This is a genomic window from bacterium, assembly GCA_035549195.1.
In the GTDB taxonomy this organism is placed as follows: domain Bacteria; phylum Oederibacteriota; class Muellerivitia; order Muellerivitales; family Muellerivitaceae; genus DASZRK01.
Genome location: DASZRK010000003.1, coordinates 1 through 11969 on the forward strand (window position 1 = coordinate 1; position 11969 = coordinate 11969).

Genomic DNA, 11969 nt, shown 5'->3' on the forward strand with positions numbered 1-11969 from the left:
AAAGGGTGATGAGTTCCTGGGCGGAAGCGACCGCCGAGGCACCTGCCGCCGAGAAAAGGAGGATGGCCAGGAATTCGGTTTTATAGAGGGTGGGTTGGGCCTTGAAGAAGCGATGGCTGATCAAGACCGTGAGCAAGGTCCCCAGGAGGATGACCATCTTGAAGAAGACCGCCAAACCATCGGTCCTCAGGAACCCGCCGAAGGCCGGCACGGCGCCGGTGGAACAATAGCTGAAGGAACAAGGAAGGCTCGCCAAGGCGCCCAAGATGCCAAGGGCGGCTAGGAACTCCAGGACCAACCGGTCCTTGGTCTTCGGCATCCAAAGGTCGACCAGAAGGATCAAGGAGGCGGTAACGACCAGGAAAAGTTCGGGAAGGAACGAGGAAAGAAGGGTCACTTAAAGCCTCCGATGTGGTCGACCAAGGGGCCCATGGCCGCGTTGGAAAGATCCACGAAGGGTTTGGGATAAAGACCGACCGCCAGGGAAACGATCAGAAGGAAGGCGATGGGTAGGATCTCGATGAAGGTCCCGTCCTGGACCTCTTCTTTATAGTGCGGGTCCTTGACCGGTCCGTAAAAGACCATTTGGACCAGCCGAAGGTAGTAGACCGCCGTCAACACGATCGCCAGGATGGCGATCGGGAAAAGGATCTGGAAGATGGGGAACCCTCCCGCGAAACCGCTACGGTAGGCGCCCAGGAAGATCAGGAACTCACCCACGAAACCGCTCAAACCCGGCAACCCGACATTGGCCATGGCCGCCGCCACGAAAAGGCCGCTGAGAATGGGCATACAGGCTCCCAAGCCCCCCAGTTTGGATAATTCCCGGGTATGGGCCTTTCCATAGACCGTCCCGACCAGGGCGAAGGTCATGGCCGCCACGATCCCATGGGACAGGGTCTGGATGACCGCGCCGTTCAACCCGGCCTGTTGCATGGTGCAGATCCCGAAAAGGATGGCCCCGCAATGGGAGACCGAGGAATAGGCGATGACATACTTGAAGTCCTTCTGTTTCAAGGCCACCAAGGCCGCGTAAAGCATATTGACCAGGGTCAAGAGAACCAAAAGGGGCATCCAGTGCTTGGCCCCCTCGGGGAAGGCTGGAAGGGCCACCCGGATGACGCTATAGCCCCCCAAGCTTTTCAACACACCGGCATGGAGCATGGAAGCCGCGGTGGGCGCCGATCCGTAACCATCCGGGGACCAAGTGTGGAACGGGAAGACGGCCGAGATGACCCCGAACCCCAGGAACAGGAGTGGGAACCAAAAGTTTTGGAAGGAGCTCGAGAAGCCGGTCTGGGCGAGGTCCCCCAGGATGCGGATATCGAAAGTGTGGACGTTCGACGTGAAGTACATGGCCAGGAAGCCGACCAGCATGAAAGCGGACCCTGCCAGGAGCATCAGGGTCAGTTTCATGGCGGCGTATTCCTTGCGCCCCGTTCCCCAGATGCCGACCAGGAGGTACATGGGGAGCACCGCGAACTCGTAGAACAGGAAGAAGAAGAACAGGTCCAGGCTCTCATAGGCCCCCGCCACCCCGCCCACTAGGAGCGAAAAGAGAACGAAGTATTCCTTGACCCGCAGAGTGATCTTCCAGGAGATGAGCGAGCCGGCGAAATAGACACAGGCCACCAGGAAGACCATCAGGGTGCTCATACCGTCCACGCCCAGGAGGTACTTGATGCCGAAATTCGCCAGCCAAGACACCTCTTCCACCATCTGGAACCCGCCTTGGGAGACCTGGTAGCCGTGGAAGACGTTCAGGGCGACCCCAAGCTCGAGCGAAGCGCAGACCAGGCTGATCCATTTGGCCCAGCTATCCTTCGTGGCCAGGACCAGGAGGGCGGCGATGTTCGGGATCAGGATGAAAGCGGTCAAGGGCGGCAAGAGACTGAACCCGGCCCCCGGGGCGTGGAACAGGGCCAGGGACGCCACGAAGGGGATCAGGATGGCGGCTAGAACTTGGGGCATTCGGGTCTCCTCCGGGGTTAAAAGCTCATCAAAAGATAGATGGCGGCAATGCCACCGAAGATCACCAAGGCGTAATTCTGGACCTGGCCGGTCTGGGTCAGGCGGAGGATGGCCCCGGCCTGGCGGGTGATCCAGCCGGACCCGTCCACCATGCCGTCATCCACCACTTCCTCGTCGAACCAGTGGAAAAGGGAGGCGAAACCGAAGACGACCTTTTGGACGAACCAACCATACATTTCGTCGAAATAGTACTTGTTCTTCAGCAACAGGTAGATGGGCTCGAATTGTCGGGCCACCTTCTCCGCCGAGAATATCCTGAACCAGTAAAAGCAGGCCGCGAGCCCGATACCGAGCAACGCCACCAGGATGGAAAGCCAGGCCCCTCCCAGCAGTTCCGTGAAATCATGAGCGCCTTCCAAATGGGCTTCCCCGAAATGGACGAACTTGGAATAAAGGTCCACCCCCGGCCAATTCAACCAGCCGACGCAACAAGAAAGGGCCGCCAGGACCAGCAATGGGAAGGTCATGGAAAGGGGCGACTCATGGGCGTGGTCATGGGCATGGTGGTCCCGGGCCTCGCCCAGGAAGACCACGAAGAAGAGCCGGAACATGTAAAAGGCGGTGAGGAAAGCCGTGAAGACGCCGACCCCATAAAGGAGTTCATGACCCGGAATGGTGCTTTCCTTGACCGCGTCCAGGATGGCGTCCTTGGAAAAGAACCCGGCGAAAGGCGGGATCCCCGATATCGCCAGGTTGGCGATCAGGAAGGTCGGGGCCGTAATGGCCATCTTCCGCCAAAGGCCGCCCATCTTCCAGATGTCCTGGTTGTGGACCGCGTGGATCACGCTGCCGGCGCCCAGGAAGAGCAGGGCCTTGAAACAGGCGTGGGTGGTCAGGTGGAACATGCCGGAGGTATAGCCCCCGACCCCCAGGGCCAGGATCATGTAACCAAGCTGGGAAAGGGTCGAATAGGCCAGGATGCGTTTGATGTCGTCCTGGGCGATGGCGATGGAAGCCGCAAAAAAGGCCGTAAAGCCGCCGATATAGGCCACCACCATCATCGAACGCGGATCGGCGGAGAAAAGGGTATAGGTGCGGGCGACCATGTAAACACCGGCCGCGACCATCGTGGCGGCGTGGATGAGGGCGGAAACAGGGGTAGGACCTTCCATGGCGTCCGGAAGCCAAACGTGCAAGGGGAACTGGGCGCTCTTCCCTACCGCCCCGCAGAAGAGCAGGATGGCGATGCCCATGACATAACCGCTGTTGATGGAACCGTTGGCCAATCCCTCCGAAACGAGTTTCTGGACCTCCTGGAAGTCGAAGGTCTGGAACAGCATCCCGATGGTGATCACCCCCATGAGGAAGCCCATATCCCCGATCCGGTTGACCACGAAGGCTTTCTTACAAGCCTCGGCGGCCTCAGGCTTGAAATACCAAAAGCCGATCAAGAGGTAAGAGCAAAGACCCACCAACTCCCAGCCGATGAAGATCTGGAGGTAATTATTGGAGACCACCAGCACCAGCATAGAGGCCGTGAAAAGGGACAAATAGGAGTAGTAGATCGCGAAGCGTTCGTCCTCGTGCATGTAACCCAGCGAATAGATCTGCACCAACAACGACACCAAGGTCACCACGAGGAGCATGTTCGCCGACAAAGGGTCGATCAAAACGCCCACGTTGGCGTGCCAGGTCCCCACATCGATCCAGTTCCAGCTCATGGAAACGACCCGGTCCGCCTCCGGCAACCCCAAGACCTGCCCGAGGACGCCGATGGAGAGGCCCAGGCAGGCCAGCATGACCAGGATCGAAAGGCCGGCCGAGAGGTTCTTGGAACGTTTGGTGAAAAGGACAATGGCCAGGTAAGCCAAGGCGGGCATTACAGGGATCAGCCAGGCGATTTGGATCATTCTCTTCCTCTTCGGTTAATTGGAACGGAACGGCATCGGCGAACGACGGGCCGGGGCTTAACCCCGGAGCTGATCGGCCTCATCCACATTAGTGGTCTTCAACTGCCGGTAGATGGCGATGATGATGGCCAGGGCCACCGCGGCTTCCGCCGCCGCCAAGGTGATGACGAAGACCGTGAAGACCGGACCACCCAGGCTCGTCGGACCCCAATAGCGGCCGAAAGCCAGGAAATTGATGTTGACCGCATTGAGCATCAGTTCGACGCCCATCAGGACCGAGATGGCGTTCTTGCGGACCAGGACCCCGAAGAGCCCGATCGAAAAAAGGCCGGCCGCCAGATAAAGGAAATGAAGGGTCGGGATATTGGTCATCGTCATTCCGGGTCCTTTCGCGCGACGACTACCGCCCCCACCAGGGCGGAAAGAAGGAGGACCGAGACGAACTCGAAGGAGAAGGCGAACCCATTCTGGCGTTGGAGCAGGGCATCGCTCAGCAGGACCACGTCATTGGCATAAGGAGAGGCTCCGGTGACCATGGGAAGCCCCGCCGACTGGAAGGAGGAATATTGGATGGCCATGTAAAGCATCAGGGCGAAGGCCGCCACCACCAGCAAGGCCCCGGCCACCTGCCGGTTCATGGCGGGATTGTGTTCATCCATGACGCGCCGGGTCAGCATGATGCCAAAGATGATGAGCACCGTCACCGCACCCACATAGATAAGGACCTGGACCGCCGCCAAGAACTCCCATCCCAAATAAAGATAGACGCCCGCGATACAGAACATGGTCAAGGCCAAGGCCAAGGCACAGTGATAAAGGTTGCGGAGGGTGACGGTCAAAAGGGCCCCCGCCAGGATGACGGCCGATAGGATGTAAAAAATGGTCTGGGTCACGCTTTCGCTCCTGCGGCGGCGGGGGCCGCCGTTTCTTCCGTCTGGGGGGCCAAATGGGCCGGACGGACCCACTTCATGGCCTGTTCGTCCTGGAGCAACCCGCCCCGCTTATAGACCGAGTTCTCGTATTCCTCGGACACGAAGGTCAGGGCATCGAACCCGCAGGCCTCCACGCAGTAACCGCAGAAAATGCAGGTGGAAAAATCGAGCTTGAAGGTCGTCATGCGCCTCTTCCCGTCCGCACCACGGACCCCTTCGAGCTTGATGCAACTATTGGGACAGGCCTTGGCGCACATCATGCAAGCCACGCAGTTGAACTGGTCCTTTTCCCCGTCATAAATGAGCTTGATCATGCTGCGGCTACGGGCCGGCAAGGGAAGCTTCTCTTCGGGATATTGCTGGGTGGTCTTCTTCTTGAAGACGTAACCCGAGGTGATGGAAAGGCCCACCAAGAGGTTCCACAATCCCAGGACGATGGCTTTCAAATAGGTGTATAAGGCGCTCATGTCAGTTCCCCCCTCCCATGGCCAGCACGATCCCGCCGGTGACCAGGATATTCACGATCGCGATCGGGATCAGCACTTTCCAACCGAAATCCATCAATTGATCCACCCGTAAGCGTGGGAAGGTCCAGCGGAAGGCCATGATGACGTAGATCAAGGCCAGGACCTTGCCGACGAACCAAACAATGCCGGGGATCATCCCCAGCAGATGGTCCACGAAGGGGATGTAGGTGTGAACGGGCAACCACCCGCCCAGGAAAACCGTCGCGGCCACGGCCGTGGAGACCACGATGGCGATATATTCCCCCAGGAAGAACATGGCGAATTTCACGCCGGAATACTCGGTATGGAAGCCACCGGTCAGTTCGGACTCGGCCTCCGGAATGTCGAAGGGGGCCCGGTTCGCCTCCGCGGTGGCGGCGGCGACGAAGATCAAAAAGGCCGGCAGTTGCAGGAAGACGAACCAATGATTCCCCGGCTGGGCCTGGTATTCCACGATCTTGGAGAAGTTCAGGGTCCCCGTGATCATGATGATGGGGACCAGCGAAAGGACCAGAGGCACCTCATAGCTGACGATCTGGGCCGCCGAGCGGAACCCGCCCAGAAGGGAATACTTGTTGTTGGAGCTCCAGCCGGCCGAGAGGATCGCGATGACGGTAAAGCTGGTGATGGCGATGATGTAGAGGACCCCGATATTGAGGTCGGCCACCACCACTTTATCGTCGAAGGGCACCACGATGAGACCCATGAAAGTGGCGACGAATGCCAGGATGGGGGCGATGAAATAGGGGAACTTGTCCCGCTTGGCCGGCTTGACGTCCTCCTTGGTGGTCAGCTTGATGGCGTCGGCGATCGTCTGCAGGAGCCCAAAGGGGCCGACCCGGTTGGGGCCGATCCGGCTTTGCATCCAGGCCGAGACCTTGCGTTCCATCCAGACCAGGAAGGTCACGAAACCCGAGACCAGGGCGAACATGACGACCGCACAGACCACACGGTCCAGGATGCCCGCGATGCCTTGGAGACCGAGCGCGGAATAAAGTTGCGCCAGGAGCCCGGCCACAAGGTTGACGATCTTCTCACTGGTGATCATTCAGTTCCCTTTCGAACTCAGCGGTCCACTTCGGGCACGATCATATCGAGGCTTCCCAGCACCGCCATGATGTCGGCCACTTTCCAGCCACGGGTCAACTGGTCCAGGATGTAGGTATTGCTGAAAGAGGCGCAGCGGAACTTCGCCTTATAGGGTTTGGGCGTCCCGTCACCCACCAGGTAGATCCCCATTTCACCGCGGGAGGACTCGATACGGGAATAGATCTCGCTGGCCGGGGGCGCCTTCAGGACCGGTGGCAATTTGGTCTCGATGGGGCCCGGCTCCAGGCGATCCAGGCATTGCCGTATGATCGACACGCATTCGCGAAGTTCGTTCATCCGGACCTTATAACGGGCCCAGCAATCCCCATCCATCTCCAGGCACTCCTTGAACTTCACCTGGTCATAAAAGAGGTAAGGTTGCTGTTTCCGCACGTCGCAGGAGACGCCCGACCCCCGCAAAGAAGGTCCACAGATCCCAGCGTTCATGCCCAGTTCGGGGGAAATGACCCCCACGCCTTTCGTGCGCTCCAGGAAAATGGGGTTGTAGGTCAGCAAGCCCTCATATTCGGCGATCTTTGGCTCAAAGTAGTCAAGGAAGGCCCGGCACTTCTCGGGGAACTCGGGCAGGATGTCGATCATGACCCCGCCGATCCGGATGTAGTTGTAGGTCAAGCGCTGACCACAGGTCATTTCGAAGAGATCCAGGATCCGTTCCCGTTCCCTCAGGCCGTAAAGGAAGGGGGTCAAGGCCCCGATGTCCCCCGCGAAGGCACCCATCCAAAGCAGGTGGCTGGCGATACGTTGCAGCTCCACGAAGATCATCCGTAACCATTGGGCGCGAGGAGGAGCCTCCAGACCCATCAAGCGCTCGGTGGCGAGCGCGAAGGCCAAGTTAACGCTCATGGCCGAGACGTAATCGACCCGGTCGGTATAGGTGATGCATTGGGAATAAGTGCGGTTCTCGCAGATCTTTTCGATCGACCGGTGAAGATAACCCAAGACCGGGATGGTCTCCTTCACGGTCTCTCCATCCAGTTTGACCACCAAACGGAGCACTCCATGGGTGGCCGGATGCTGGGGGCCCATGTTGACGACGTACTCGTCCGTCCCGAAGGAGGATTCGGTCGAGCCCTTAATTTGGCTTAACAATAAATCCGTCATCCGTGAAATCCTTCCGTAAGGGATACTTGACGTAGTCTTCCGGCATCATGATTCGGCGCAAATCCGGATGGCCATCAAAGACCACCCCATAGAGATCGAACACTTCCCTTTCCAACCAATTGGCGCTCTCCCATATTGGCACAAGGGTGGGTGCCTTCGGATTGGACCGGTCGCAGTCCAACTTGACCGTGACTTGATGGGCGAAATGGTAGGACCAAAGGTGGCAGACCACCGTGATCTTGTTCTCTTTGTTATAGTCCACGGCCGTCAGGTCCGAGAGGTGCTGGAATTTGTACTCGGCGCGGTCCCGCAGGGCCTTGCAAAGGGTCAGGTACTGATCGGGTTTGACGGTGATCAGGATCTCTTTTTGGGCGGACAGGACCACGGACTGGACCTGGTCCTTGAAATCCGTTTCGATCTTGGTTTTGAGCTCTTCGAGGTTCATTGGTTCAGGTCCCGAAATTGGTCTTATGCGTTCTATTCGATGCGACGGCGGAAGATCGGCTCGTCCTCGATCTTCTTTTGGATGGCCATCAGGCCATGCAACAACGACTCGGGACGTGGGGGACAGCCAGGGACATAGACGTCCACCGGAACGAAGGAATCGATCCCCTTCACCACCGTATAAGAATCGTAATAGTAGGGGCCCCCGGCGATGGTGCAACTACCCATGGCAATGACCCAGCTGGGTTTCGGCATCTGCTCGTAGAGCTTCTTGAGGGCATAACCCATTTTCTCGGTGATGGTGCCTGCGGCGATGATCAGGTCCGCCTGACGCGGGGAGGGCCGGAAAACCTCGGCTCCAAAACGGGAGATGTCATAACGCCCCGCGGCGGTGGCCATCATCTCGATGGCGCAACAGGCGGTCCCGAACTGCAAGGGCCAGAGGGAATTCTTGCGGGCCCAGCGGAAAATGAAACCCACCGCCTTGTCCAGGGTCCAGAGGCCCGGGACCTTGCTTTCGGACTCCATCATCTCGATCTCGCCCTTGGAAAGGCCTTTCAATCCTACTCCCATCGCAACGCCTCCTTCTTCCACGCGTAAGCCAGGCCCACCAGCAGGATACTGATGAAAATGATCATTTCCACGAAACCAGCAAGACCGAGCTGCCGGAAAGAGACCGCCCAGGGATAAAGGAACACGGTTTCAATGTCGAAGATGACGAAAAGGAGGGCATAAAGGTAAAAGCTGACGTTGAACCGGACCCAGGAGGTCCCATAGGTCTCCATGCCGCACTCATAGGTATCGACCAGGGTCTCGCGGTGGTATTTGTATTGTAGGCCCAGGAGGCCGTTGGGACCCAGGAGCCAATTGGTGACGAAGGCGCCGAGAATGAAGAAGACACCGGCGATGAGGAAGACCAAAACGTAGCCGTATTGTTCGAGCATGCGCCCTTCCGTTCGGTGGGATGCCTGCGAAAACCGTCTATTCTATACACTTCCATTTTTTAAATTGCAAGGTGTAACTTCTCGGCACGGCTTCGCCTTCGATCTAAAAGTCACGGTCGATCAAGAAATCGGCGACCTGCATCAATTCCGCTTTGGACCTTTCCGTTCCCAATTCATCCAGAGCGCCCTTCGCCTCGTCCACGAACTGTCGTGCCCGGGCAATGGAGCGTTCAATGGCCTTATATTTGTCAACGAGGGATTGGATGAAAACGAGGTCGGCCTCTTCCTTTACTTTGCCCAAGATGATCCCCTTCGTCCTTTCCCGCTCTTCCGGGCTGCAGGATTCCATGCACAAAAGAATCGGGAGCGTCAGCTTCCCCTCGCGAAGGTCGCTCATGACGGGTTTTCCCAGTTTGGCTTCTTTGCCCGTGTAATCCAAGGTGTCGTCGATGACCTGGAAGGCCATGCCGATGCCCAGTCCGAAGCGATGAAGGCAATCCGTCTCCTGCCGGTCGCCCCCGGACAGCATGGCACCCGTCTGACAACTGGCCGCTAGGAGCGAGGCCGTTTTTTCGCGGATCACCTCGAAATACTGGTCCTGGGTCAGGCCCGCGTTGAACCGGTGGAAGGTCTCCGAGATCTCCCCCCGGCAGATGATGTTGGTGGTGTCCGCCAGGGCGCTGATGACGTTCTTGGGGAGTTTTTTGGCCATGAGGTAAAAAGAAGCCGCGAAAACATAGTCCCCCATGAGCACCGAGACCTCATTGCCCCACTTGAAATTGAGGGTCTTTTGCTTCCGTCGGGTTTCCGAATTATCGATGATGTCGTCATGGATAAGGGTGGCCACATGGATCATTTCCAAGGCCGCACCCAAGGCGATCGTGGCATCCGTAACTTCCCCGCAATACTTCGAGGAAAGAATGGCCAGGGCGGGGCGGATCCTTTTCCCATTGGAATGCGCCAAGTAATCGACCATCTGTTGGATGAATAAATTCTCGGTCTTGAGGGTCTCGGCGATGGTCCGTTCGACCTTGTCCAGGTCGCTTTGGATGGGGGCCGTCAATTCGGTCAGGATCAAGGTGCAATCCGATTCAAGGGTTGGCGGTAGGGATGATGGGTGATGGACCGCTGGAAAAGGACATCATCACACAAAGGGGCTCAAAAAAAAAGCCCCACCCGAGGGCGGGGCCACGGAGGGACGAAGCTCATTCCCCGAACTGCTCCTTCATTTCCAGGAACTTGATGAATTTCTCAAGACTGTCCAGGCTTGTCACCACGATGGTATCGCCGGACATACGGATGACCCTGGCCTTCAGGAGCTTTTGGACGATCTCCTGGGTCTTGGCGATGTCCAATCCGCACATTTTCGAAAGTTCCGTCACCGTGAAGGGAATGTCCATGGTGATCCCTTCCGAACCTTCTTCCCCATGTTTGTGGACCACCAGGAGGATCGTGTTGGCCACCAACCGGTTCGCATCCTTGATCATCAGGTTCGCGATCTGCTGGTTGGCGTCCCGCAACCGGGCCGTGAGGTTCTTCAAGATTTTCTTCACGATCTTCGGATTGGTCTGCATGTGCATCTCGAAGACTTCCTCGTCCAAAGCGATGAGGCGCGAGGGCTCGGCCGCGATGGCATTGGCCGAACGCACATCCTTGTCGATCACGGCCATTTCGCCGAAAAAATCCCCGGGCCCGAGGATGACCAGGGTCTTCTCGGCCCCGTCGTTCAATTGTTTCGTGATCTTGACCTTGCCGGATTGGATGATGAACATCTCATTACCCATGTCCCCTTCCCGGAAGATCACGTCGTTGGAATCGTAACTACGGCCACATTTGTCGAATATTTCTTGTTCAGTGCTCATGAGAACCTCGAACGGAGGAATGAATTAGGAAAACGTCCATCCGGGAAAGCGGGCCCGTTGGGGCAAAACGAGTATATGAGAAATCCCCCGGAAGGCAACGGGTATCACCCACAAAGCCCTTATTTTACGGGCAAGATGGACGGTGGTCCTCAATGCGGGGAATTGGTCAGAAATAAAAATCGAGGGCGAAGTGATGGTTGGAGCCCAAGAAGCCGACATCGGTCCAAGCGTAATCCAGGCCAAGGTAATTGTTGAAGAGGGCCACCTTGATCCCGGCCCCTAGATAGAGACCCGCTTTTCCACCGATCCCAACCTGGTTCTGGTCGATGGAACCCTGGAACTGGTAGCCAAAACGACCCACGAGGGTATCTTTGTACCAATATTCACCACCCAGGCTGGCGGCCACCGCGTTATCGATGGGGATATTGGTGTCATAGGCGAGCGTGAAATTATCGTCGAACATCCGGTAAGCGACCCCCAGCTTGAAGTTCAGCGGAAGGGGATCCTCGACCTGATCGAACTTCATCCCAGGACCGATGTTCTGGATATTGAACCCCGCCGTTAAATGCGGAATGGGCGTACGATAAAGCATGCCCAGGTCGGCGGCAAAGGAGGAAGCGCTGGCACCGGCCAGGCTCTTGCTGATGTACTTGGCGGTCAGACCCACATCGAGGTAATAATTCAGCCGGTAGGCCCCCGACAGGTCGATGTCCATGTAGCTTTCGCTGAAGGTGTTGCCCGTAGGCACCCCACCCGAGTCGATCTCATTCTCACTGCCGGTGGAAAGGAGTTTCCCGGAGATCCCCAAGGCCGCGTCCTTCCCCAACTTCGTTCCGATGGCCAAGTATTGGTAACGGACCGTTTCGATGAAAACGTCGTATTGGGCCGTTATGTGGGTCCCCCCCAATTGGTTCAACCCCGCCGGGTTCCAATAAACGGCATTGGCGTCGTCCGCGACCGCCACAAACGCCTGGCCCATGGCAATGGCACGGGGCCCCACCGGGATCTTCAACTCAACGGCCCCCGTGCTGCCCGGCCCCCCGGCGTAGAGGTTCTGGGCCGCCACGATAAAACAGGTGACCAAAAGGCCCCGAACAAGTAAAAAAACGGTCTGGAAATGTTTCAAGGTATGGATCTCCTTAAGATGAAAAAATTATATCGCCCATCTTGAAAGAGCGTCAACGCAGAT

14 protein-coding genes are annotated in these 11969 nt (G+C 57.6%); all 14 read right to left on the reverse strand.

What is annotated here, in order from left to right:
- Positions 1-397 (reverse strand): hypothetical protein (locus tag VHE12_01415; protein ID HVZ79440.1); only part of this gene is annotated, 397 nt, incomplete at its 3' end.
- Complete coding sequence (locus tag VHE12_01420) at positions 394-1971, reverse strand: NADH-quinone oxidoreductase subunit M (protein ID HVZ79441.1); 1578 nt, start codon at positions 1969-1971, stop codon at positions 394-396. The genes VHE12_01415 and VHE12_01420, both read right to left, overlap by 4 nt.
- 17 nt (positions 1972-1988) lie before the next feature.
- Positions 1989-3881, reverse strand: coding sequence for an NADH-quinone oxidoreductase subunit L (gene nuoL / locus VHE12_01425; protein ID HVZ79442.1), 1893 nt, complete (start codon positions 3879-3881; stop codon positions 1989-1991).
- 57 nt (positions 3882-3938) lie between these two features.
- Complete coding sequence (gene nuoK / locus VHE12_01430) at positions 3939-4253, reverse strand: NADH-quinone oxidoreductase subunit NuoK (GenBank protein HVZ79443.1); 315 nt, start codon at positions 4251-4253, stop codon at positions 3939-3941.
- Positions 4254-4255: 2 nt separating this feature from the next.
- Positions 4256-4774, reverse strand: coding sequence for an NADH-quinone oxidoreductase subunit J (locus VHE12_01435; protein HVZ79444.1), 519 nt, complete (start codon positions 4772-4774; stop codon positions 4256-4258).
- Entirely contained in the window at positions 4771-5280 is a 510-nt protein-coding gene (locus VHE12_01440) for an NADH-quinone oxidoreductase subunit I (GenBank protein ID HVZ79445.1), read from the reverse strand. The genes VHE12_01435 and VHE12_01440 overlap by 4 nt, the downstream gene beginning before the upstream one ends.
- A gap of 1 nt (position 5281) precedes the next feature.
- Positions 5282-6367, reverse strand: a complete 1086-nt coding sequence (nuoH, locus tag VHE12_01445) for an NADH-quinone oxidoreductase subunit NuoH (GenBank protein HVZ79446.1) — start codon at positions 6365-6367, stop codon at positions 5282-5284.
- 17 nt (positions 6368-6384) lie between these two features.
- Positions 6385-7518 (reverse strand): NADH-quinone oxidoreductase subunit D, encoded by a 1134-nt coding sequence (locus tag VHE12_01450; protein ID HVZ79447.1) that lies wholly within the window; start codon positions 7516-7518, stop codon positions 6385-6387.
- Positions 7502-7975: an NADH-quinone oxidoreductase subunit C gene (locus VHE12_01455; GenBank protein HVZ79448.1), complete on the reverse strand. Its 474-nt coding sequence runs from the start codon at positions 7973-7975 to the stop codon at positions 7502-7504. Before VHE12_01455 ends, VHE12_01450 begins: the two co-directional genes overlap by 17 nt.
- A 32-nt stretch (positions 7976-8007) precedes the next feature.
- Positions 8008-8547: an NADH-quinone oxidoreductase subunit B family protein gene (locus VHE12_01460; GenBank protein ID HVZ79449.1), complete on the reverse strand. Its 540-nt coding sequence runs from the start codon at positions 8545-8547 to the stop codon at positions 8008-8010.
- Positions 8538-8918: an NADH-quinone oxidoreductase subunit A gene (locus VHE12_01465; protein HVZ79450.1), complete on the reverse strand. Its 381-nt coding sequence runs from the start codon at positions 8916-8918 to the stop codon at positions 8538-8540. Before VHE12_01465 ends, VHE12_01460 begins: the two co-directional genes overlap by 10 nt.
- Positions 8919-9021: 103 nt before the next feature.
- Positions 9022-9996: a polyprenyl synthetase family protein gene (locus VHE12_01470; protein ID HVZ79451.1), complete on the reverse strand. Its 975-nt coding sequence runs from the start codon at positions 9994-9996 to the stop codon at positions 9022-9024.
- 127 nt (positions 9997-10123) lie between these two features.
- Positions 10124-10780: a Crp/Fnr family transcriptional regulator gene (locus VHE12_01475; protein ID HVZ79452.1), complete on the reverse strand. Its 657-nt coding sequence runs from the start codon at positions 10778-10780 to the stop codon at positions 10124-10126.
- Between the two features lie 166 nt (positions 10781-10946).
- The gene (locus tag VHE12_01480; GenBank protein HVZ79453.1) at positions 10947-11906 is read right to left on the reverse strand and encodes a PorV/PorQ family protein; all 960 of its coding nucleotides are present in this window, start codon (positions 11904-11906) and stop codon (positions 10947-10949) included.
- Between the last annotated feature and the right edge of the window lie 63 nt (positions 11907-11969).